Origin of the sequence: Idiomarina sp. UBA3162 (assembly GCF_002364475.1) — a bacterium.
Classification (GTDB): domain Bacteria; phylum Pseudomonadota; class Gammaproteobacteria; order Enterobacterales; family Alteromonadaceae; genus Idiomarina.
In genome coordinates, this window is record NZ_DEYI01000042.1 from 13,482 (window position 1) to 35,992 (window position 22,511).

Consider the following 22,511-nt stretch of genomic DNA (forward strand, 5'->3'; position numbering starts at 1 on the left):
TTTAAAACAGTAAGACAATAATCATAACAATTCCGTTCTAAAAAGTCGTCGAATAAAATGACTTGCATATCAAAAATACCTGTATATACTCACAGTATACTGTACAGATAAACAGGTAACTGAAATGCGTCCACTGACTCCCAGACAAGCCGAAATTCTTGAGTTAATTAAAGATAACTTACAAGCAACCGGTATGCCGCCAACGCGTGCTGAAATAGCGAGTCGGTTGGGCTTTCGCTCAGCTAACGCCGCCGAAGAGCATTTAAAAGCTTTAGCTAAAAAGGGCGTCATTGAAATCATGCCAGGTATGTCACGCGGCATTCGATTAATCGGTGAGGATATCGAGGAAGAACTTGGTTTACCGCTGATTGGTCAAGTAGCAGCTGGTGAGCCTATCTTAGCGCAAGAACATATTGAGCGGCACTACCAGTTAGATGAGTCCATGTTTTATCCCAGCGCGCAATTTTTGCTTCGTGTTAATGGGATGAGCATGAGAAATATTGGAATTTTGGACGGCGACTTACTAGCAGTCCATAAAACCGAACAAGCGCGAAATGGGCAGATTGTAGTCGCCCGCGTCGAAGACGAAGTCACAGTTAAACGATTTGAACAGAAAGGCCGACAAGTCTTGTTGCATCCAGAGAATGAAGAGTTTTCGACAATTGTTGTAGATCTGGCACAACAAGTTTTTGCAATCGAAGGACTTGCAGTCGGCATCATCCGTAATGGAGCTTCTTTATGAAAAGACTACAATCAGATTTCAGTAATCACCCTGGCATGTGGACATACAAAGCTCAACAACCAGAGACTATGACTGCCAACCTAGCTCCATCAAGCTTATCGGCAGCACTTGAAGCCGCGGTCCACAGCATCGGACAGCGTTGGGTTACCGTCATTGGTGGACACAGCCAGTTCATCCAACAGCTTGTCAATGCTGGTATTCCACGTCAGCGTATTCGATGGTTACGTCCCGGTAAAACTCACGACCGCGCGTGGGCACTTGAACAAGCCGTGTTATCCGGCACAAGCGATGTTGTTGTCGCATGGGTCAATGGATTCGATAAACGCGCTGTACAACGTATTCGTCTATCATCGCGTTTAAGCCAAACCCAAAGTTTTATGTTTGAAGAGGATGTATTAACCCCCCACCTGCACTAATCCCCCATTAAGGGTTAATACACTCTAGGCTGCTTCGGCAGCCTTTTTTTTAACATTTATGGATACTTTTTAACCATTCAGCGTTTTTGATCTAGATCTTTGTGTAGATTTTAGTTAATAAATGATACTACCCAACTATATAAATTAGTATAACTTAAAAACTACAACAAAGAGTTGGTAGAGAAAGTGATTTCTGGGGAGATGCTGTTCCTTTTTCTGCTTACCTCTTTGTTCTTCCTAGCTAGCGTTTTGCTAAAGCAAAGAAGAATGAGAGGAGAAGTCACGTGAAAATGAAGCCGTTATGGGCACTACCCCTGTTGTATAGTGCATCTGCGCTATCCCAAGAGCGCAGCCTCAACCTCACGCAAGGTGTTACAGAAGTTAGTCGTGACGTATACGACTTGCACATGACAGTATTTTATATCTGTTGTGTCATTGGTGTGGTGGTTTTTGGACTCATGTTTTATTCCATGATCCGACACCGCAAATCCCGCGGTCGTGAACCCGCAAAATTCCACGAGAACGTAAAGGTTGAGATTCTTTGGACCTTGATACCGTTCCTAATATTGGTTGGTATGGCGATTCCAGCGACTTCTACACTAATTGCTATGGAAGATACCTCGGACGCTGACGTCACTATTCAGGTCACAGGCTCTCAGTGGAAGTGGCACTACAAATATTTTGATCGTGAGGTCGAATTTTTTAGCCGTCTCGCAACACAACAAGAACAGATAAGTAATAAATTCGAGAAGAGCGAAAACTATCTTCGCGAAGTCGATAACCCTCTCGTTGTGCCGACGGGCGAAAAAGTTCGCTTCTTGGTCACTTCAGATGACGTCATCCACAGCTGGTGGGTGCCCGACTTCGCTGTCAAAAAGGATGCTAACCCCGGTTTTATCAATGAAGCTTGGACGCGTATTGATGAGCCAGGCATATATCGCGGTCAATGTGCTGAGCTATGTGGCAAAGACCACGGGTTTATGCCTATCGTAGTCATTGCAAAAACCCCAGAAGAGTATGCCAAGTGGATTGACGAAACCGAGGCCAAACAGATTGCTGAGCGAGAGCGCCAGCAAGAATTGCTCGATATGGAAATGTCGATGGACGAATTGATGGCAATGGGTGAGAAAATTTACAACAGCACCTGTGCAGCTTGTCACCAACCTAACGGTCAAGGCATTCCAGGCACCTTCCCAGCTCTTGCTGGCAGCCCCATAGCGTCTAAACCTGAAAATCTCGACAAACACGTCGATATTGTTGTCCACGGCGTTCAGGGCTCTGCAATGCAAGCTTTCGCGCAGCAACTCACAATGCAAGAACTGGCTGCGGTAGTAACCTACGAGCGTAATGCTTGGGGCAACGATACGGGTGAAATGGTGCAAGCCGCTGACATCAACGCAGCGATAAATGAATAAGGAGACGGTGATGAGCACAGTAGTGGACGATCACAATCACGAAGCACACCACGATCATAAGCCGTCTGGCATTACTCGTTGGTTGTTTACCACTAACCACAAAGATATTGGGTCAATGTATTTGTGGTTCAGTTTAATTATGTTTTTTGTCGGCGGTGCGATGGCGATGGTCATTCGCGCCGAATTATTTCAACCCGGCTTACAGTTAGTTGAACCTCAGTTCTTTAATCAGATGACCACCGTACACGGCTTGGTTATGATCTTCGGTGCCGTTATGCCGGCTTTCACCGGCCTAGCCAACTGGATGGTACCGATGATGATCGGCGCGCCCGATATGGCGTTACCACGCATGAATAACTGGAGCTTTTGGATACTCCCATTTGCTTTTGTCATTCTTCTATCATCACTGTTTATGGAAGGGGGTGGTCCTGACTTTGGTTGGACGTTCTACGCACCGCTTTCGACGACGTATAGTAACGACTCGACTGCTCTATTCGTGTTCGCGGTTCATATCATGGGTATTTCATCCATCATGGGTGCGATCAACGTCATTGTAACCATCATCAACATGCGCGCCCCTGGCATGACCTACATGAAAATGCCATTGTTTGTGTGGACTTGGTTGATTACGGCGTTCCTGTTAATTGCCGTAATGCCTGTGTTAGCAGGTGCAGTCACTATGGTACTTACCGATAAGTATTTTGGTACCAGCTTTTTTGACGCCGCCGGTGGGGGCGATCCGGTCATGTTCCAGCATATTTTTTGGTTCTTCGGCCACCCCGAAGTGTACATCATGATTTTACCGTCCTTCGGTATCGTTTCTGCCATTATACCGGCGTTCTCGCGGAAGAAGCTGTTTGGCTATTCATCCATGGTCTACGCAACCGCGTCCATTGCGATTCTTTCGTTTCTTGTATGGGCGCACCATATGTTTACCACGGGCATGCCAGTGTTTGCAGAGCTCTTCTTCATGTACTGCACAATGCTGATTGCGGTGCCAACGGGCGTCAAAGTATTTAACTGGGTCGCCACAATGTGGCGAGGTGCAATCTCATTTGAAGTCCCCATGTTGTTCGCCCTCGCGTTCGTTATTTTATTCACGATTGGCGGATTCTCAGGCGTTATGTTGGCAATGACGCCGGTCGACTTCCAATATCACGACACCTATTTTGTCGTGGCACATTTCCACTATGTCTTGGTAACAGGCGCTATCTTCTCGATAATGGCTGCAAGTTATTATTGGTTGCCTAAGTGGAGCGGTCATATGTACGACACCACTTTGGCTCGCTTGCATTTCTGGAGCTCTTTGATATCGGTTAACGTGCTGTTCTTCCCAATGCACTTTGCTGGTTTAGCGGGTATGCCGCGCCGTATTCCTGACTACGCAGTGCAATTTGCGGACATCAACCAGATCACAAGTATCGGTGGTTTTGCCTTCGGGCTATCGCAGTTGATATTCCTCTGGCTGGTGATCAAGTGCGCTCGTGGGGGTGAAAAAGCACCTGCGAAGCCATGGGATGGTGCCGAGGGGCTTGAGTGGACAGTACCTTCTCCGGCGCCTTACCACACCTTTGAGACGCCGCCCAAAGTGGAGTGATGGTTATGTCTAACCAAGGTCCTGATAACAGTAAAATCGTCAAACGCCTGCTACTCACCGTAGCAGGTATGTTTGCCTTTGGATTTGCATTGGTGCCTCTGTATGACGCCTTTTGCGAAGTGACTGGTTTCAACGGTCGCACGAATAACGAACCGGCCGCAGTGAGTCAGCATGAGGTGGATAAAAGCCGCACGGTGCGGGTTCAGTTTATAACACGCACTGCGCAAGGTATTCCATGGAAGTTTGAGCCTGAAATTAAAGAAGTGCGTGTCCATCCAGGTGAGGTTCGCGTTGTTAACTTTTTAGCTGCTAACCCCACGAGTGATGACATGGTCGCTCAGGCCATTCCTTCCATTGCGCCTGCGGAAGCGTCGTTGTACCTAAATAAAGTCGAGTGCTTTTGCTTTAATCAGCAACCGCTTGCGGCAGGCAATGATGCCGAAATGCCGATGCAGTTCTATATCGATCCTGAGATACCGGACCATATCACCACCTTTACCCTGTCATACACGCTGTATGATATGACAGCCAATGCGACGCCAGAGTCTCTGGCTTTGCTCGAGTCAACAGAATAAGGAATACGTCGTTATGGCAGAACAACAAAATTACTATGTCCCACCTTCCAGTATTTGGCCCATTGTCGGCGCACTGGGCTTAGGTCTCATCGCCTGGGGCGCTGCTCATACCGTTATCGAAACAACAAGCGATAAGCAAGGCTGGGGCTCCCATGTCTTGTTTGCTGGGTTTGGCGTCATTGCTGTGATGCTATTCGGTTGGTTCCGCGACCAAATCAATGAGACCATGAGTGGACTTCACAGCGACCAACTCGACAACTCCTATAAACAAGGTATGAGCTGGTTTATCTTTTCTGAAGTCATGTTCTTTGCGGCCTTCTTTGGTGCGCTCTTTTACGCACGCATGATTGCTGTACCTTGGTTAGATGGCGCCAGCAATAATGTCATGACGGGTGAAGTATTATGGCCGGAGTTTGTTGCTCAGTGGCCGTTAGTAGAGACGCCCGGCGGCACAACGACGCAAGCTATGGGTTGGTATGGTCTGCCCTTGATCAATACCGCCATATTGATTGCGAGCTCAGTCACCTGCCATTTTGCACACGTCGGTTTAGAGAAAAATAAACGCGGGCAACTGGCTGGTATGCTCAGCCTGACTATCATCCTCGGTTTAGTTTTCCTCTTTTTACAGGGTGCTGAATATATCCACGCTTATGAGGAACTTGGATTAACGCTGCAATCCGGTGTCTACGGTAATACCTTTTACTTACTGACTGGATTTCACGGTATGCACGTGACCCTCGGTACGCTCATGCTCATTATCATGCTGCTACGCGTCCTCAAGGGCCACTTCACACCACAAAAACATTTCGCCTTCCAAGCTACAAGTTGGTATTGGCATTTTGTTGATGTGGTATGGATCTGCTTGTTTGTTATCGTCTATGTGCTGTAGTTGTTAATACGGTCGAGGATGAAACGGTAGAAACCCCGCATAGGCCGCGATCACCATAAGCAGTAACACGATCGCGGCAATACCCACTCGACGTCCTAAATAGCGTGACATAGGTGGTTTTTCAGGGTCATTGCTCAACATTACAAATAGAGCGCGGAATAAATTAAAAATCATATAAAGAAGAAGCGCGACAATAATGAGTTTGAAAAGAAGTAACATAAAAGTCCCCTTGGTAGCGTCAATAGTTACTTTGATTGCTATTGCCATTTTGGTCAAGCTGGGATTCTGGCAACTCGATCGCGCCCATCAGAAGCAGCAACTGTTCGCAGATTTTGCGCAGGCTCAGAATTTACAAGCTCGCCCGCTCGCCCAACGACTATCGAGTACCACGCAACTCACTCGTTTCGAATTGGTCAGCATTACAGGACGATTTGACACTCAGCGCTATTTTCTAATCGATAATCAAATGGTCGATGGTCATCCGGGCTACCACGTCATTGCTTTACTCAAGAGCCAGCAGTTGAGCGAACGACTACCCGTTAATTTAGGCTGGATTAAAGCTCCACGCTCAAGAACCGAGATTCCAACGGTCGAGCTACCGCAGCAAGAATTAACACTAGAAGGCTTAGTTCGCATCCCTCAAGCAAACCAATTTATTTCGCAAGTGTTTGAGGAGCAACAAACGGCTTGGCCTAAACGAGTACAGGAGTTTATCCCTCCAACAATCAGTGAGTACACAGGAATCGAACTCAAGCCTTATGAACTGTTGTTGGTTTCACCGCAACTGAAGGGCTTTCAACAACAGTGGAAGCCACAAGTGATGGAACCAGCTAAACATCAGGCTTACGCTGTGCAATGGTTTTCACTCGCTATTGCTTGCTTAGTGGTATACCTTGTAGTGCTATATAAATTAAATAAGACAAAACAAGAGGAGACACCATGAGCTCCCTCACTCGCTCACAACGCACATTGCTCATTGTTATTGCTGTATTTGCCCTGCCCGTTATAGGTGCATGGCTGACACTTAAAACACACTGGTATCAACCCGCTACCAATAAAGGCGTGCTGCTTGAACAACCGCTCGCTTTGTCGCAACTCGAAACGTTACCGGAGGGTTGGCGCGTTGCTTATCGGATGCCAAACCAATGTAATGAACAATGTAAAAATACACTTTACGTACTCGGTCAGCTTGATGTCGCTTTGGGTAAAGACAGTGATCGTGTCACCCCTATTATTCTATCGCAGCAAATGTTGCCAGAGCAGCGCGATCTACCCCACTGGGATGATATCGTTGCAGTACAGTCAAAAGCGCTTATCGATGCCGTTGAGAGCATTCCATTTGATCATGTATTTATCATCGACCCGCAAGGTCATGTGATGTTGCACTACCCGACTCATGCCGAGCACGAGACTATGGTTATGGAAGGCAAAAATATTCTGGCTGACCTTCGTAAAATGTTAAAACTTTCTCGGATTGGGTAGGATAAGCTCATGCGCATGCTTGTTAAAATCAGTTTAATTTTGGCATTTTGTGTCATTGTTTTGGGTGCTTTTACGCGGCTTACAGAAGCAGGTTTAGGCTGTCCCGACTGGCCAGGATGCTATGGCTTTATGAGTGTTCCTACTCAAGAACATCACGTCGCCGAAGCACAAATGCGTTTTCCAGATTCGCCGCTTGAGCATCATAAAGCTTGGAATGAAATGATTCACCGCTATTTTGCCGGTGCTTTGGGTGTTTTAATCCTGTTTATTGCGATTGGGTCGTTAGTTAAAAAGCGTTCTACTTTTGAGTCAAAGCCAGCGCCAAAGAAATTACCCTTGTTTATATTACTATTAGTCATCTTCCAAGCCACACTGGGCATGTTAACCGTTACTATGAATCTTCAGCCGCTCATCGTCATGGGTCACTTACTCGGCGGCTTTAGCGTGCTCTCACTACTATTTTTGCTGTCACTGCGCTTAGAGCCTTATCGACTCGGGGGAGGCGATCCAGAACTGCGGAAGTATCGTGGTTTGGCATTATTTGCGCTACTGGTTGTCATTGGTCAAATTGCATTAGGTGGCTGGGTAGCCGCTAACTATGCGGCGGTCGCGTGTACCGAACTGCCATTTTGTGAGGGCGATTGGGCGGCTCAACTCGATTTTACTGGCGCGTTTAGTATACCCGAGGCAACGAGTTATCAATTTGGCGCGCATGATTACGACGATCGAATGACGATGCACATCATGCATCGTTTCGGCGCAATCTTTACTACACTGGTATTAGCTTGGCTGCTGTTTAAATGTTGGCGCAAAGCGCAATCTGGCTTTTTCCGTCGCTCATTAAGTTGGGTCGCTTTGTTGCTCATCATCCAACTTTGTCTAGGCTTAAGCAATGTGATTTATAGCCTGCCCTTGCCGGTGGCGGTTGCTCATAACGCGGTAGGTGCACTTTTACTGCTATCACTCGTTGCACTTAATTATAATCTTTCACGCAAAGCGTAAGAGGTGTTTATGCAAACAATAACAAGTCATAAAAAGCTCGAACACCACACCATCAAATGGCGAGAATATCTGGAACTCACTAAGCCACGTGTGGTGGCCATGCTACTCCTGACCGCTGTGGTCGGCATGTGCTTATCGACACAAGGCGCATTGCCTGTTTGGACCCTAATACCAGCGCTCGCGGGGATTGGTCTGATGTCAGCAGCTGCAGCAGCGATTAATCACTTAGTCGACCGCCATATTGACGCTAAGATGGCCAGAACTTTACGTCGTCCGCTACCACAAGGCAGTCTCTCACCCACTCGCGTATTGACCTTTGCTGCGGTATTGGGCTTGGTTGGATTTGTCATGTTGTACGCGTGGGTCAACCCGTTAACCGCTTGGTTAACGTTTGCTAGCATGGTGGGCTACGCAGTGGTTTACACCATGTTCTTGAAGCGCGCCACGCCACAAAATATTGTAATTGGCGGTTTGGCAGGCGCCGCGCCACCACTGTTGGGTTGGACCGCGATGACCAATGAGATTCACGGTTTTGCGATTCTTTTAGTCATGATCGTGTTTACTTGGACGCCCCCTCATTTTTGGGCACTCGCCGTGCACCGTGAGAAAGATTACGCACGCGCTAAAGTCCCCATGCTACCCGTCACGCATGGTATTGAGTTCACCAAAACCTGTATTTTCCTCTATACCATCTTATTGACTGTTGTTTGCCTGCTGCCCTATTTAGTCGGTATGTCGGGAGTGCTCTATCTGATTGGATCGACTGCGCTAAACTTGGTGTTTTTGGGCTATGCGTGGAAGCTCAAGTATGCTCCTGAAAAGAATACAGCTTACAGCATGTTTACCTTCTCCATCTGGCATCTCATGCTGATGTTTGTGATCTTGCTATTCGACCATTATTTATAAGGATTAACGATGAATTCACGCTGGTTGATTATTATAGGTGGATTACTCGCAGCGGTAGCCGGCGTATTTGCCTTTATGAATATGCCGCAAGAGCAGCCGGAGGCGTTGGTATATCAACCACCGCGAGCGCTTGCGCCGTTTGAACTCGAGTCTACGGCAGCAACAACTAAAATTGATAGTGAGGCACTCAAGGGACAATGGACTTTACTTTTTACTGGGTATACTTATTGTCCCGACATTTGCCCAACGACACTATCATCGCTAAAAACTATCTTGCCGCAACTACAAAAACAGGCTGAGAAACCGGTTAAAGTATGGATGATTTCAGTCGATCCTCAGCGCGACTCACTCGATCGACTGAAAGAGTACACAGGTTACTTTGGCGAACAATTCATTGGCGTTCGTGCAGAACACCCTCAATTGTTTCCCTTTGTACGCGACTTGGGCTTGATGTACTCAGTTCCTGAAGAAGGCGAAGAAAACTATCTCGTCAATCATAGCGCCGCTATTATATTGGTTAACCCCGATGGAAAGCGGCTCGCGATCTTTAATGCGACTCACGAGCCGGGTGCTATTCCAACGGTTGATATGGAACAGCTTGTACGTGATTTTGCTATATTAGCAGGTTAGTCGGGCCAGCTACCTTCACTATCGGGACGAATGAGCGCGACAGAAAACCAATGATAACCACCACTGGTACTCGGGGCTGTGCAATTAATTCGAGAGCGTCCAATCGGGATGTCGTTCTTTGGTGTCACACTAAATTGCAATTCCGCGTCCCAGTTTGGTTCGAGCACATCAGTTCCTGCGAAACAGCGTAGTGCGTTGGTGTTCATTCCCTCGGTTTTACTCAGCTCAACCGTCACAGTTGGACGCGTTTCGGAATGAGAAACTAAAGGATCGGCAGGCGTATAATGGCTTACAGCCATAGGTAGGCTATTCAATTTGACCGACAACGTCTCTAAATTAGCGTAGCGACCTGATGCAGGAAACCGTGGGATCGCTGTAGTCGGGCTCCATTGACTCCAAGCCCCTGAATGCTGAGCAAACCCTTTAAAACCCCATTCCTTCAATAGCTTCTCAAGTGCCGGCGAATATTCGCCATAAGGGTAGGCAAAGTATTTAGGCTGTTCGCCTAACTGTGCATCAATCGCGTGCTGTGCCGAAACGATATCCTGCTTCATTCGAGCCTGCCACTGCGCCTCTGTTTCTTCGTCTTTGCGACGAATTAAATGAGCATGAGTCTGCCCGTGATTCACAATAGTCGCGCCTCCAGCGTCGATGGTTTTCAACTGTTGCCAACTCATATAGGCAGACGGGTGGGCTTCTAGTAAATCAGGATTGACGAAAACAGCATACGGAAATCCATATTCTTTAAGTGTCGGATGGGCATTTTCAAACACGTTGTCATATCCGTCATCGAAGGTTATCACCACCGTTTTACGCGGAATATTTGCGCCTGCATCGACCCACTCTGCAGCCTGCTCGATAGCGACGACATTAAAATCATGCTCTTTCAAATAACGAAGGTGCTGCTCAAACTGGTCAGGACTAATCGATGTGACTGCGGGCGTCTTCTCAGAGACGTGATGATACTGAAGCACATGCACACCGGGATACTCCTCGTTTGCCGTTTGTGCACATGCAAGGAGGCTAGTTAACGCAGTCATGGTTAGAAAAAGTTTTAATAATTTCATCAAACTATCCAGAAAGTGGCTGGTGAATGTTACATTATTACCAGTCTACATGAATTAGTTGGAATTCGCTTAATGCAAACGTTGTTGGGCTTCGCACGCGGTGATCATCGTCGAGTATTTGCGATTGCTTTACCCATGATGATATCGAACATCGCCGCGCCACTTCTAGGCTTAGTTGATACGGCTATCATCGGACATTTACCCGATAGTGTATACTTATCATCGGTTGCTATCGGCGCCATGGTGGTGAGCTTTATCTATCTGCTTGCTGTATTTCTACGTATGGCGACGACCGGCGCTATTGCTCAAGCCTTTGGAGCCGATGATGCCGCTGAGCAGCATCAACTTTTTACTCACGGAATTCTCACGGCTATATTACTTGGACTTGCGATCATTGCCTTGAGTCCCTTCATCACATCAGTATCACTGTGGCTGGTTGCGCCCGAACCACAATTACTCGCTTACGCGAGTGATTATATTCAAATTCGACTGTGGTCCGCGCCAGCGGCACTCACGACACTGATCTGCCTCGGTGTTTTACTCGGTCGCCAAGATAGTCGAAAAGCGATGTGGTTAGTGATTATTACTAACTTCGTCAACGTTGTGCTTGATCTGGTACTCATCATCGGGTTGAACATGAACGTTAGAGGAGCAGCCTACGCGTCACTCTGTGCTGAATGGACAACAGCTATCGTCGGCTTCTATTGGTGTCGTCACACATTGGGTTGGCAATTGAGCAAGGCACGCATTGTTGCCGGAAAACTACGCTTGTTCTTACAGGCTAACGGCAATATTTTTGTTCGCAGCCTGACACTGCAACTCTGCATGGCGATGATGACTGGCTACGCCGCACGATACGGCACGACAATAGTGGCCGCCAACGCGGTTTTAATGCAGTTCTTAATGCTGATATCACTTGGACTTGATGGCATCGCTTATGCGGTAGAGGCCTTAGCCGGTGAAGCCAAAGGAAGAAATCGCCCCCATCAAGTAAGCTACTGGTGCAGGATCACACTGTTGTGGTCAAGCCTGTTCGCAGTCGGTTATTCACTGGTATTTTGGTTGTTAGGACAGCAAATTATCGGCCTAATTACTGACTTATCAGCGGTAGTGGATACTGCAATGCACTATTTACCGTGGGTGGTCGCACTGCCGTTACTTGCTCACTGGAGCTATTGGTTAGATGGTGTATTTATTGGTTTATCGTGGTCAAAAGCCATGCGAGATACCATGTTACTTGCCGCTATAACAGGCTTTATCCCGCTTTGGTGGTTAAGTAAGCCACTCGAGAACCATGGTTTGTGGTTGGCTCTGAGTGGCTTTCTCATTATGCGTGCAGTTTACCAAGCGATTTGGTTACTGCGCAGGCGTCGCCAAGTCGTCCAGTAAAATGACTTGTGGAGGTGTGCCGCCGCCGTCAGCATCGACTGCGATAACTGTATAGATACCGCCACCTTCTAGATTGAATAATACAGGACCGATTGCTGCGGTCTTAGTGCCCGCCGCAGTGACAGTCGCGTAATATTCACCTGGAGTGACTTGTAAGCTACCTGTTGATACCAAGCCTTCAACATCAAAAGGTACATCGGCAACGACCGGATCGGCATCGCTGATATCTTCACCTGCGGTCAAATAGATATCTACGTTACCTGCTGAAGGAGACGCGTGCACGACTTGAAGTTGCGCGGCAGTTGCAATACTGCGACGTTGCTCAGTCAATGCCTGAAGAGCTAATGAGTCATCACCTAAGGCACCGACAGCATAAATGCTATAACTCATCGTCGCTTCTAGCGTGAACGCGACATCATCTAACACTTGCGGTGTGCCACCAGTAGCAGCGACATCGACCAAATAGTCACCCTCTGCGACATTGATATAGTCAGTGGCTGATTGAAACGCAAGATCCGTGATTTGCGGTTCGGCTGCGTTATTCAGCGTGACATCAACATTCGGTGCGTCCGCTGCGGCATGAATAACACGTACATCAGATCCAGCGTTTGCATCAGGAACTAACACTGTACCGTCACCCGTCGCAATCTGCAGCGTCACAGGTGAATCGCCTGTTGCTGTGTTATCTGTTGCGGCAACGATATAGTCGCTACCATCTGGGAGCGCAATAGTACCTGAGTCATAAACTACGGTTGTTTCACCTACTGGGGTTAGACGAACACGATAGTCACCCGCTTCCACTGAAACTTGACCAGAGTCATCGCTAAATTCCAGTGTTGCAGCAGGCGATGCATCTGCGAGTGCTGCGTCAGGCGCTGTTAAATACACATCGACACCTGGCGCATTGTAAGCAGCATGTACCACTTGAATACGACTATTACCGCTCGCAACGTCCGATACTGGGTTACTAATGACTAATGGCTCTATGCTCTCATCACCGACATTGCCCACGGCAAATACTTCATAACGGGTATCTGCATTGAACGTCAGATCAGCGGGACCAATAACCGCTGCGGTGGATTCGTCTGGTAGGATACCTTCGACTGTAATTGAATACTCTCCAGCATCAACTTCTAGAATGCTAGAGCTAGCCTGATAAGGTACATCTTCTAACAGCGCCGTGTCACCCGCTAGCACGTTGACGTTAGGGGCGTCTGATGCTGTATGGTGCACACGCACGAAACTACTCTCTGGTGTCGGTTCAACAACAACCTCATCATCGTTGTCGTCATCATCTAACCAGCAACCCGACAAGACAAGCGTCGGTAAAAGTAGTAAACTGAACTTTGTGATTCCTCGCATTGTAAATTCCTCGTAATGATTAGGGCAAATATCACTACGAAGCATATAAATGCGAGGGATCACATCTAATTAACAAATTTTGTAAAGCTTTTTTAAAGTTGTATAGTTAAACAGAGCTAGTAGTAAGAGTGTTCTCCACGCTCATGTTCAGTTACATCTTTGACGCCGGTGATTTCGTTTGGGAAACGTTCAATCAATTCTTTCTCGATACCATTTTTAACCGTCACATCGATCATGCTGCAGCCATTACAGCCACCACCAAATTGTAGAACCGCTTTGCCATCTTCAGTAATCTCTGTTACCAACACATGACCGCCATGATTGGCAAGCTGCGGATTAATCTCCGCTTGAATAACGTATTCAACGCGATCAATTAATGGCGCATCATCAGCAACTTTACGAGCTTTAGCGTTAGGCGCTTTTAGTGTCAATTGCGAACCTAACTCTTGCTCTTCAAAGTCAATGACTGCGTCTTCTAAAAATGGCGCGCTGCCTGAATCGACGACAGCATCGAAACCATTAAATGGCAGACGCTCGTCATCAGGTTCAACTGAATCGGGTGGGCAGTAAGATACACCGCACTCAGCATTCGGCATACCTGGATTGACAACAAACACACGAATGTTGGTGCCTTCGGGCTGATCAGCTAACAACTTACAGAAGTGCTTTTGCGCAGATTCCGAAATGCGGATCATAATTTCACCGTCCCTATACTTGAGTAATTTACTAGGTTTTATTCTAACGCAGACACAGTTAAAAGACTAGTGTCTGTCGGCGACTGGCGAGGGTTGTATGCTAAGCTCCAAACATCAACAGAAGACGCGCCCACGGTATACAGCGCCTCGCTTGCAGCGCACAGACTTGCGCCTGTGGTACAGATATCATCAATGACAGCAATCGAATGACGCGATAGCGAACGGGCCGCTCTCATCGCCTCCATTCGGCTATACCAACGTTGTTGACGACCCGCGCGCTTTTGCTTCTCCACGTGTTTTATCCAATATAAACCGCGCTTTACCACCTTAATGTTCAGTAGTCGTCCACACTCATGAGTAATAAGCCCTGCCGGGTGAAAGCCGCGTGCGCGCCAGTCTGATTCAAAGCAAGGCATGGCTACTAAATAATCGGGGAACGGCTGGTTATGGTAACGGTACACGAGTAGTGCTTGTGCACTTAGCTGCAACGCCAATATACGCGTCCAGTGGCTATTTCCACCCTCTTTGTAGCGATTAAGTAACCAGCGTATCGTCCGTCGGTAACGCCAGACACTGATGCAGAGGCGCTGCCGAATCAACATATCTTTGGCGAATGAAGGCGCATTACTTATCAGCACATGTCGATATGAGCGTGGAAACATCCGTGGCAACTGTAAGCTACACATGTCACAGATCCCCGTTAAGGCGCGCGTGGATTGCTGACAAAAGACACAATCATTGAATTGCAGTATGATAGCGAGATGAGTTAGCCAAGGTAGCATTTTTGTTTATTCAGTCGGTAAAAAGAGAAACATAGTGAGTATTGCGATAGACCAACTAGGGCAAGGTGAAGATTTAGTTGTACTCCATGGCTGGGGGATGAACCGTCATGTTTGGAGTACAATTAAGGAACCACTTAGTAAAACATTTAAATTGTGGCTAATCGATATTCCTGGGTTTGGAGACAGCCATGATGAACCTCTCCCGCAGTCAGTTGATGCAATTGCAGAAACACTCCTTACTCATTTACCGGAACACTTTCACATCATGGGTTGGTCGATGGGAGGATTAATAGCTACGGCCATCGCTGCAAATTACCCACACCGTGTGAATAAGTTGGTTACCGTTGCTTCGTCGCCCTACTTTTTAGAACAAAGTGACTGGCCGGGGATTAAACCGCGCTTGATGAAGCAATTAGAGAACGACTTACATAATGATTTTCGTAAAACGGTCGAGCGCTTTCTCGCCTTACAAGCGATGGGAAGCAAAGACGCCAAACAACAAGTTAAGCAGCTTAAGCACTGGTTGTTTCAATCACCTCTTGCGTCCGAACAAGCACTATCAACTGGCCTGACCCTGCTCGAACAGACCGACCTTAGAGAAACGCTTCAAACGATTAAAGCGCCACTATTACGTATGTATGGTCGCCTTGATGGTTTAGTGCCGATTAGTGCTGCTCAGGCGACCAATCAATTAGCCACACAGTCGTCGTGTTGTATTTTTAACGAAAGCGCTCATGCCCCCTTTATTACCGAACCTGAGTTATTTGTTCAACAACTGACTCGTTTTCTCAATAGCTAATTAGCGTTGGCATTGTGTGCAATACACCGTGCTGCGTTGACCTAACCGGATTTCACGCAGTGGCTTTTTACAGCGCATGCACATCTTGCCGCCACGGCCATAGACTTGTAGCTTTTGTGCAAAATAACCAGGGGAGCCATCAGCACGAGTAAAATCGCGTAACGTAGTACCGCCCTGTTTTATCGCTTCAGCGAGCGTTTCTTTTATATGCATAACTAACCGCTCATAGCGCGCTTTACTAATCGCACCGGCGGCGCGTTTAGGATGAATACCGGCTTTAAATAACGCTTCGTTGGCGTAGATATTTCCGACACCGACGACCTGATGGTTGTCCATAATGAAGGTTTTTATCGGCTGTTTCTTATCGCGCGAACGTTCAAACAGGTAATCGGCATTAAAATGCTCGGTTAATGGCTCTGGGCCGAGCATCGCCAATAGTTTATGCTCATCAACGTTCTCCTCGGTAAACAGCAACGCGCCAAACCGGCGAGGATCGTTAAGTCGTAGGCACTGACCCGAAGAAAATTCAATTTGTATATGGTCATGCTTAACACGCGGGGTATCGATGGGAACCACGCGCAACTTGCCAGACATCCCCAAGTGTAGGATTAAGACGCCCTGCTCGGTTTCCAATAATAAGTACTTTGCCCTACGCTTCACTCGAATCAAGTCGCCCCCCTCTACCTGGTGCACTTGTTCGGGTACAGGCCAACGCAGCCGCGCATCATATACGTTAACACGTGTTATTTTATGGCCTTCGATGTGTGGGGCTATGCCCATCCGGCTGACTTCAACTTCAGGTAACTCTGGCACAGCTTGGCTCCGTTAATGATGAGGGGTTAATGATGCTTGGGTGGCGTTCTCAACCAAAAATAATTGGTCTTGTTGTGGCAACCTTAGGATCAGCGTCGGTTGACTGTATAGCTCGACCTCCGCGTAATTGTCGTTACCAAATAACAAAATCACTTGCTTTGCTTCACCTTGAGGACGCTGAGTTGTAGATGAAATTGCTAGGTTTTTCCACTTGCTGACTAAACTCTGAACCTGGTCAGGTGACGCTTTACAATTACCTTCGCAACGCCACTGCTGGTCATCAATGCGATAAATGGAACCATCGAACTCTATGCCCGTCAGTTGATCGGCATCACTCATTAGACGTTGAGTGGGCCCGGAACTCGTTTCAGTGTTCGGATTAGGAAACACAAACCAAAACGTCGCCACAATGAGTAGCACGACATACACAATAATATTGTTCCAAGTGCTTTTCTTTAACGTGAGTCCAAAGAACCGACGTTTCTCATTTATATCCATACGCTATCTTTGATAAAACAATTGTTGATATCACAATAATACTTTATATTCTCGCCGCTCATATTATTTAAACATGGCTATGGAAAAAATACCTCATCACATTGACGCGATACTCGACGATTTAGTTGACCGCGGTTACGCGATCATTCCGAGTTTTTTGCCTCATGCGGTCTCAGATCCACTATATCAAGAGGCCAACCAAATTGCTTCTCCACATTGGCAAACCGCGGCTATCGGACGAGCCCAAAGTCACGCCATTAATACGATGGTACGTAACGATAGGATTATCTGGTTAGACGATAATAGCGCCTATGGCGCGCCTTTTCTCGGTGTTATGGAACAATTGCGGCTCGCCGTAAATCGCTCACTTTTTATGGGGCTATTCGATTACGAGTGTCACCTGGCGCATTATCCTAAAGGTGCTTTTTATAAGAAACACCTCGACGCTTTTAAAGGTAAAAGCAACCGTAAGCTTACGACAGTGCTCTATCTCAACCCAGAATGGAACGAATCAGATGGTGGCGAGTTGGTGATCTATGGAAAACGAGGTGAGGTACTGGAAAAAGTCTTGCCCAAGCGCGGTACACTTGTGGTTTTCTTAAGTGATCAGTTTGTTCACGAAGTACTTCCGAGCCAACGTGATCGCTTTAGCTTAACGGGTTGGTTCCGATTAAACGCGAGCATTTCCGGTATCATCGATCCCCCTCGCTAGGCCACCAGCAACCCTTGTAAGGATGAATTTCAGATATAAAAAAACCGGCTTAAGAGCCGGTTTTTTGCGAAACGAAGTCAAATTACTTGATTTTCGCTTCTTTAAAGATCACGTGTTTACGAACCACTGGATCGAACTTTTTGATCTCCATTTTCTCTGGCATGGTGCGTTTATTTTTGTCTGTAGTATAGAAATAACCTGTACCAGCAGACGACACCAAACGAATCTTATCGCGCATAATATCTGTTCCTTACACCTTGATACCACGGCCGCGGAGATCCGCTAATACCGAGTCGATACCATTTTTATCGATGATACGCATACCTTTAGTAGAAATGCGTAATTTCACCCAACGCTTCTCGCTCTCAACCCAGAAGCGGTGAGTTTGTAAGTTTGGTAAAAAGCGACGCTTAGTCGCATTGCGTGCGTGCGAGCGGTTGTTACCGACTACCGGACGCTTACCTGTAACTTGGCATACTTGTGACATGTCTCTACTCCAAAATTGCTGCAAGCTCGCCTGTCGCCCAATTTGACCTTGCCTAGAAATCCGAGGGCGCATTTTATACAGCAAACAGGCCCGCTAATCAAGCTAAAACGGCGGTTTTTTGATCTCTGTGATCGTTCGGGCGCAATTTTACGCTATCTTGCACTAGATCTCCAGTGATTATTAAATAAGCCCTCTTTCGGCAAACGAAACCGGATCGCCGCTGCCGATCACGAAATGATCCAGCAATGCAACATCAATCAGTGAAAGCGCTTTTTGTAACCGCTCTGTCACCCTCTTATCGGCCTGGCTAGGCTCGGCAACACCCGAGGGATGATTATGCGCGAGGATAACCGCGGCGGCGTTGTGTTGCATAACTAATTTGAGTACCTCACGCGGATAGACCGGGGCCGCATTGATGGTACCGTAAAACAATTCTTCATAACGTAGCAGGCGATGTTGACTATCGAGTAACAATAACGCAAACACCTCGCGACGTTGATGCCGCAACTGAGTCGACAAGTACTCTTTCACCATCGATGGTTCAGTAAACCCATCGCGCCGTGAAAGTTGCCACGCTAAGTAACGTTTAGATAACTCCAGCACCACTTGAAGTTGGTTAATACGCGCGGGACCGAGTCCTTTTACTGCCATTAACTGGTCATTCGATGATGTCAGCAATGGTCCGATGCCATTGAATTGTACCAACAACTGTCGAGCAAAGGTGACCACATCCAGACCGCGACACCCGCTACCTATTAAGATTGCCAATAATTCCGCATCGGATAACGCACTTGCCCCCAATTGCTGAAGTTTTTCCCGCGGGCGTTCAGACTCAGGCCACAACTTTACACTCATTTGCTAGGCTCCGCTAAAATGCCAGAGTGTAGCCACACAGACTACCGCCTTGCCGTAGCTCATGTTATCTTTACGTGTCTTAACATACGGACGTTGGTGAATCATCATGAGCGCACTTGCTGGTCAACATATTTTACTGGGTATCACCGGTGGCATCGCCGCCTATAAGATCCCTGAATTGATACGTCGCCTTAAGGATGATGGTGCACAGGTGCGAGTGGTGTTAACCCATGGGGGAACGGCCTTTGTTACGCCTATGACGTTACAGGCGGTATCGGGTGAGGAAGTGCATAGTGAGTTACTCGACACGCAGGCAGAGGCCGGCATGGGTCACATTGAACTCGCTAAGTGGGCCGATATTGTCATGATTGCCCCTGCCAGTGCTAATGCCTTGGCTCGGCTAGCTCACGGCTTTGCCGACGATTTACTAAGCACAGTGTGTTTGGCGACTTCAGCGCCGGTACTAGTAGCCCCCGCGATGAATCAGCAGATGTGGCAACATCCCGCGGTACAAGCCAACATGAAACAACTGATTGCGCGCGGTGTGCGTGCGGTTGGACCTGAATCCGGATCGCAAGCATGTGGTGACGTGGGCGCCGGCCGCATGAGTGAGCCACACCAAATCAAAGAATTTATTATTGAGCAGTTGCAAGACAAGGCGGATCAGCCGCTCACAGGTGTTCACCTTACCATCACAGCAGGACCGACACGGGAAGCCATTGATCCGGTGCGATACATCAGTAACCACAGCTCCGGCAAAATGGGGTTTGCGTTGGCGCAAGCAGCGGCCAAGTACGGCGCCAATGTGACACTCATTGCTGGGCCTGTCGACCTGCCAACACCGTCTGGCGTTAACCGTATCAATGTGGAATCGGCACGCGACATGTTGGATGCTGCACTTGCTCAGCCATGTGATATTTTTATTGGCTGTGCTGCAGTAGCGGATTATCGGGTGGTTAATGTTGCCGAACACAAGATGAAAAAATCCGCCCAGACGGGTGCACCTACACTGGAACTTGTCGAAAACCCCGATATTCTGAAAACCATCGCAGAACAAGCAACGGCGCCAATGTGTGTCGGTTTCGCCGCAGAAACACGGGATGTAGAAACCTATGCGATGGATAAACTAAAGCGTAAAAATTTGGCGCTCATCATCGCGAACGATGTGAGTAATAAGGACATTGGCTTTAATAGTGATGATAACGCTGTTGTGGTACTTAGTACTGACGACCGAGTGGTGTTTGAACAACAAACTAAAGCGTCGCTCGCCCACCAACTAACGCGCTATATTGCGAGCCACTTCCATAAGAATTTTCGTAAATAATTGAGGAACCGAATCACTATGACCTCGGTAGAAGTTAAAATACTGAATTCCAAAATTGGTACCGATATTCCGCTTCCTGAATATGCCACAGCCGGCTCAGCAGGTATGGATCTTCGGGCATGTATCGATGCGCCAATGAATATTGCCGCGGGACAAACCGAATTAATTGGTACGGGTATCGCGATGTATATCGGCGACCCCGGCTATGCGGCTACCTTATTACCACGATCAGGTTTAGGTCATAAACACGGTATCGTGCTCGGCAACCTGGTCGGTCTCATTGACTCTGACTATCAAGGCGAATTAAAGGTTTCAGTATGGAACCGTAGTGATAAGGATTATCTCATTGAGCCGGGCGATCGCATTGCACAGCTCGTTGTCGTACCCGTCGTTCAAGCACAACTTAAGGTTGTCGATGAATTTGCCACGAGCGATCGTGGCGAAGGCGGATTTGGCCATTCTGGTAAGCAATAATTAATTGGATAACGCGATGACACAACAAAAAAGAAACCGTCGTGAAGAAATTCTACAAGCCCTTGCCGCGATGTTGGAAACCAGTCCTGGACAGCGTATTACAACAGCTAAGTTGGCGGCTAACTTGGGCGTATCTGAAGCAGCGCTGTATCGTCATTTTCCATCGAAGGCGCGCATGTTCGAGGGACTTATAGAGTTCGTCGAAGATACGCTGTTGAGCCGTATTAACTTAATTATGAACGAGGAAAAGGACACGCTAACCCGCTGCCAGACCATACTTAAGTTAGTGCTTACTTTCGCTGAAAGAAACCCTGGTATTACTCGTGTCATTTCAGGTGATGCTCTTATGGGCGAACATGATCGACTACGTCATCGAATAGAAGATTTGTTCAACCGCATTGAGTCACAACTTAAACAGGTGTTACGTGAAAAAGCACTGAGAGAGCAAAAACGGTTCGCTGTCGAAGAAGGCGTATTAGCTAACTTGTTGCTGTCATTCGCTGATGGAAAAATCAGCCAGTTTGTGCGCTCAGACTTCAAGCGCCTACCGACAGAACACTTTGATCAACAATGGCAACTTGTCGAACAACAACTACTGGCTGCTTCATAGCAGCCAGTGCCGTCATCATTCGTTTTTCTTAGCTCGACTTAATAACGCGATAGCTGCTTCCTCTGGTGCCTTACCCTCATAAAGCACTTTATAAATCTGCTCGCAGATGGGCATTTCGCAGTTTTCACGATGCGCCAAAGAGACAACTTCTCGCGTATTACGATAGCCCTCGACCGCCTGTCCGATAGACGTCAAAGCCTCATCGACAGACTTGCCCTGACCCAGCGCTAAACCAAATCGACGATTACGTGACTGATTATCCGTACACGTGAGAATCAAGTCACCTAGACCTGCCATCCCGGTAAACGTCTCGCTTTTGGCACCCAGCTTCAGACCTAATCGGGTTAACTCCGCCAACCCACGAGTAATAAGCGCAGTGCGTGCGTTGGCGCCAAAACCAATGCCATCCGCCATACCGGCACCTATCGCGATCACGTTTTTTACTGCACCACCGAGTTGTACGCCGATGAAATCATCATTAGTGTAGACTCGGAACGATCGCTCGCAATGTAGCATTTCCGAGAGTTCATCGACAAAGTCTTGGTCAGTTGATGACATCGAGATCGCGGTCGGCAAACCCTTAGCCATTTCAATCGCAAAAGTCGGCCCTGACAAAACCGCTAACGCGTGCGTTTGACCAAGCGCTTCTTCAGCCACCTCGTAGAGTAAACGGCCGCTCTCTGGCTCTAAACCCTTGGTTGCCCACGCGACACGCGCATGGGGTTCTAACATTGGCTGTATGGTTTTTAAGATATCGGCAAACGCGTGACTTGGAACAACCACGACCACATTTTTTACACCGTCGACCGCCTCGTTGATGTCAGCCGTTACTGCTAAACTCTCTGGAAACTTGCAACCCGGTAGGTAATGAGCGTTTTCACGGTGCTCTCGCATCGCCGCAACTTGTACTTGATCGCGCCCCCAAAGAAGCGTTTTAACACCTTTTCGGGCGAAACAAATAGCAAGGGCGGTGCCATAAGACCCCGCCCC

General features: G+C 47.7%; 28 protein-coding genes. 17 read left to right on the top strand and 11 right to left on the bottom strand.

Features of this window, described 5'->3' with window-relative positions; all coding sequences use genetic code 11:
- The first annotated feature begins 124 nt into the window (after positions 1-124).
- The 6 genes from lexA (at position 125) to B2X00_RS04760 (ending at position 5,634) form a co-directional block, all read left to right on the top strand.
- Positions 125-742 (top strand): transcriptional repressor LexA, encoded by a 618-nt coding sequence (gene lexA, locus B2X00_RS04735; RefSeq protein ID WP_071462963.1) that lies wholly within the window; start codon positions 125-127, stop codon positions 740-742.
- On the top strand, positions 739-1,158 hold the full coding sequence (locus B2X00_RS04740; RefSeq protein WP_290486326.1) for a hypothetical protein: 420 nt from the start codon (positions 739-741) through the stop codon (positions 1,156-1,158). Before lexA ends, B2X00_RS04740 begins: the two co-directional genes overlap by 4 nt.
- A gap of 290 nt (positions 1,159-1,448) precedes the next feature.
- Positions 1,449-2,573 carry a cytochrome c oxidase subunit II gene (coxB, locus tag B2X00_RS04745; protein WP_290486354.1) on the top strand — a complete coding sequence of 375 codons (1,125 nt, stop codon included), beginning with the start codon at positions 1,449-1,451 and terminating at the stop codon, positions 2,571-2,573.
- A gap of 10 nt (positions 2,574-2,583) precedes the next feature.
- Positions 2,584-4,170 carry a cytochrome c oxidase subunit I gene (gene ctaD, locus B2X00_RS04750; protein WP_071462960.1) on the top strand — a complete coding sequence of 529 codons (1,587 nt, stop codon included), beginning with the start codon at positions 2,584-2,586 and terminating at the stop codon, positions 4,168-4,170.
- A 5-nt stretch (positions 4,171-4,175) separates the two neighbouring features.
- Entirely contained in the window at positions 4,176-4,745 is a 570-nt protein-coding gene (locus tag B2X00_RS04755) for a cytochrome c oxidase assembly protein (RefSeq protein WP_290486327.1), read from the top strand.
- A 13-nt stretch (positions 4,746-4,758) separates the two neighbouring features.
- On the top strand, positions 4,759-5,634 hold the full coding sequence (locus B2X00_RS04760; protein ID WP_290486328.1) for a cytochrome c oxidase subunit 3: 876 nt from the start codon (positions 4,759-4,761) through the stop codon (positions 5,632-5,634).
- A gap of 3 nt (positions 5,635-5,637) precedes the next feature.
- Here B2X00_RS04760 and B2X00_RS04765 read toward each other — a convergent pair whose 3' ends face one another.
- Positions 5,638-5,853 carry a DUF2909 domain-containing protein gene (locus tag B2X00_RS04765; protein WP_006953847.1) on the bottom strand — a complete coding sequence of 72 codons (216 nt, stop codon included), beginning with the start codon at positions 5,851-5,853 and terminating at the stop codon, positions 5,638-5,640.
- A gap of 10 nt (positions 5,854-5,863) precedes the next feature.
- On the opposite strand from B2X00_RS04765, the gene B2X00_RS04770 reads away from it, so the two are divergent.
- From B2X00_RS04770 to B2X00_RS04790, 5 genes are read left to right on the top strand one after another with little or no spacing between them, the layout of a single operon-like run.
- Positions 5,864-6,577: an SURF1 family protein gene (locus B2X00_RS04770; RefSeq protein WP_290486329.1), complete on the top strand. Its 714-nt coding sequence runs from the start codon at positions 5,864-5,866 to the stop codon at positions 6,575-6,577.
- Entirely contained in the window at positions 6,574-7,116 is a 543-nt protein-coding gene (locus tag B2X00_RS04775; protein ID WP_290486330.1) for a hypothetical protein, read from the top strand. Before B2X00_RS04770 ends, B2X00_RS04775 begins: the two co-directional genes overlap by 4 nt.
- A 9-nt stretch (positions 7,117-7,125) precedes the next feature.
- On the top strand, positions 7,126-8,118 hold the full coding sequence (locus B2X00_RS04780) for a COX15/CtaA family protein (RefSeq protein ID WP_290486331.1): 993 nt from the start codon (positions 7,126-7,128) through the stop codon (positions 8,116-8,118).
- Between the two features lie 9 nt (positions 8,119-8,127).
- Entirely contained in the window at positions 8,128-9,024 is an 897-nt protein-coding gene (cyoE, locus tag B2X00_RS04785) for a heme o synthase (RefSeq protein WP_290486332.1), read from the top strand.
- Between the two features lie 9 nt (positions 9,025-9,033).
- Positions 9,034-9,654, top strand: coding sequence for an SCO family protein (locus tag B2X00_RS04790; RefSeq protein WP_290486333.1), 621 nt, complete (start codon positions 9,034-9,036; stop codon positions 9,652-9,654).
- On the opposite strand, the gene B2X00_RS04795 is transcribed toward B2X00_RS04790, so the two are convergent.
- A complete protein-coding gene (locus tag B2X00_RS04795; protein ID WP_290486334.1) occupies positions 9,651-10,721 on the bottom strand; it encodes a polysaccharide deacetylase family protein in 1,071 nt (356 codons plus the stop codon). The two genes, B2X00_RS04790 and B2X00_RS04795, sit on opposite strands and share 4 nt — an antisense overlap.
- Positions 10,722-10,793: 72 nt before the next feature.
- Here B2X00_RS04795 and B2X00_RS04800 point away from each other — a divergent pair, with 72 nt between their 5' ends.
- Positions 10,794-12,110: an MATE family efflux transporter gene (locus tag B2X00_RS04800; protein WP_290486335.1), complete on the top strand. Its 1,317-nt coding sequence runs from the start codon at positions 10,794-10,796 to the stop codon at positions 12,108-12,110.
- Here the strand turns inward: B2X00_RS04800 and B2X00_RS04805 are convergent.
- The 3 genes from B2X00_RS04805 to B2X00_RS04815 all read right to left on the bottom strand — a co-directional run bounded on the left by B2X00_RS04805 (position 12,078) and on the right by B2X00_RS04815 (position 14,853).
- Complete coding sequence (locus B2X00_RS04805) at positions 12,078-13,472, bottom strand: DUF4397 domain-containing protein (protein WP_290486336.1); 1,395 nt, start codon at positions 13,470-13,472, stop codon at positions 12,078-12,080. The genes B2X00_RS04800 and B2X00_RS04805 overlap by 33 nt on opposite strands.
- Positions 13,473-13,588: 116 nt before the next feature.
- Positions 13,589-14,167, bottom strand: a complete 579-nt coding sequence (gene nfuA, locus B2X00_RS04810; protein WP_290486337.1) for a Fe-S biogenesis protein NfuA — start codon at positions 14,165-14,167, stop codon at positions 13,589-13,591.
- A 38-nt stretch (positions 14,168-14,205) separates the two neighbouring features.
- Positions 14,206-14,853 (bottom strand): ComF family protein, encoded by a 648-nt coding sequence (locus B2X00_RS04815; protein ID WP_290486338.1) that lies wholly within the window; start codon positions 14,851-14,853, stop codon positions 14,206-14,208.
- Positions 14,854-14,983: 130 nt separating this feature from the next.
- Here B2X00_RS04815 and bioH point away from each other — a divergent pair, with 130 nt between their 5' ends.
- Complete coding sequence (bioH, locus tag B2X00_RS04820) at positions 14,984-15,748, top strand: pimeloyl-ACP methyl ester esterase BioH (protein ID WP_290486339.1); 765 nt, start codon at positions 14,984-14,986, stop codon at positions 15,746-15,748.
- On the opposite strand, the gene mutM is transcribed toward bioH, so the two are convergent.
- Entirely contained in the window at positions 15,749-16,561 is an 813-nt protein-coding gene (mutM, locus tag B2X00_RS04825; RefSeq protein ID WP_290486340.1) for a bifunctional DNA-formamidopyrimidine glycosylase/DNA-(apurinic or apyrimidinic site) lyase, read from the bottom strand.
- A gap of 12 nt (positions 16,562-16,573) precedes the next feature.
- Entirely contained in the window at positions 16,574-17,059 is a 486-nt protein-coding gene (locus B2X00_RS04830; protein WP_290486341.1) for a hypothetical protein, read from the bottom strand.
- Positions 17,060-17,138: 79 nt separating this feature from the next.
- Here B2X00_RS04830 and B2X00_RS04835 point away from each other — a divergent pair, with 79 nt between their 5' ends.
- Positions 17,139-17,771: a 2OG-Fe(II) oxygenase gene (locus tag B2X00_RS04835; protein WP_290486342.1), complete on the top strand. Its 633-nt coding sequence runs from the start codon at positions 17,139-17,141 to the stop codon at positions 17,769-17,771.
- An 82-nt stretch (positions 17,772-17,853) separates the two neighbouring features.
- Here B2X00_RS04835 and rpmG read toward each other — a convergent pair whose 3' ends face one another.
- The 3 genes from rpmG to radC all read right to left on the bottom strand — a co-directional run bounded on the left by rpmG (position 17,854) and on the right by radC (position 19,113).
- Entirely contained in the window at positions 17,854-18,009 is a 156-nt protein-coding gene (rpmG, locus tag B2X00_RS04840; RefSeq protein WP_006953863.1) for a 50S ribosomal protein L33, read from the bottom strand.
- Positions 18,010-18,021: 12 nt separating this feature from the next.
- Complete coding sequence (gene rpmB, locus B2X00_RS04845; protein ID WP_006953864.1) at positions 18,022-18,258, bottom strand: 50S ribosomal protein L28; 237 nt, start codon at positions 18,256-18,258, stop codon at positions 18,022-18,024.
- 180 nt (positions 18,259-18,438) lie between these two features.
- Positions 18,439-19,113: a RadC family protein gene (gene radC / locus B2X00_RS04850; protein ID WP_290486343.1), complete on the bottom strand. Its 675-nt coding sequence runs from the start codon at positions 19,111-19,113 to the stop codon at positions 18,439-18,441.
- A gap of 106 nt (positions 19,114-19,219) precedes the next feature.
- On the opposite strand from radC, the gene coaBC reads away from it, so the two are divergent.
- Genes coaBC through slmA form a run of 3 tightly spaced genes read left to right on the top strand, consistent with a single transcriptional unit; the run spans position 19,220 to position 21,521 of the window.
- Positions 19,220-20,437, top strand: coding sequence for a bifunctional phosphopantothenoylcysteine decarboxylase/phosphopantothenate--cysteine ligase CoaBC (gene coaBC, locus B2X00_RS04855; RefSeq protein WP_290486344.1), 1,218 nt, complete (start codon positions 19,220-19,222; stop codon positions 20,435-20,437).
- 18 nt (positions 20,438-20,455) lie between these two features.
- A complete protein-coding gene (dut, locus tag B2X00_RS04860) occupies positions 20,456-20,911 on the top strand; it encodes a dUTP diphosphatase (protein WP_290486345.1) in 456 nt (151 codons plus the stop codon).
- Between the two features lie 16 nt (positions 20,912-20,927).
- Positions 20,928-21,521 carry a nucleoid occlusion factor SlmA gene (slmA, locus tag B2X00_RS04865; protein WP_290486346.1) on the top strand — a complete coding sequence of 198 codons (594 nt, stop codon included), beginning with the start codon at positions 20,928-20,930 and terminating at the stop codon, positions 21,519-21,521.
- Between the two features lie 15 nt (positions 21,522-21,536).
- Here slmA and gpsA read toward each other — a convergent pair.
- Positions 21,537-22,511 (bottom strand): NAD(P)H-dependent glycerol-3-phosphate dehydrogenase (gene gpsA, locus B2X00_RS04870; protein WP_290486347.1); only part of this gene is annotated, 975 nt, incomplete at its 5' end.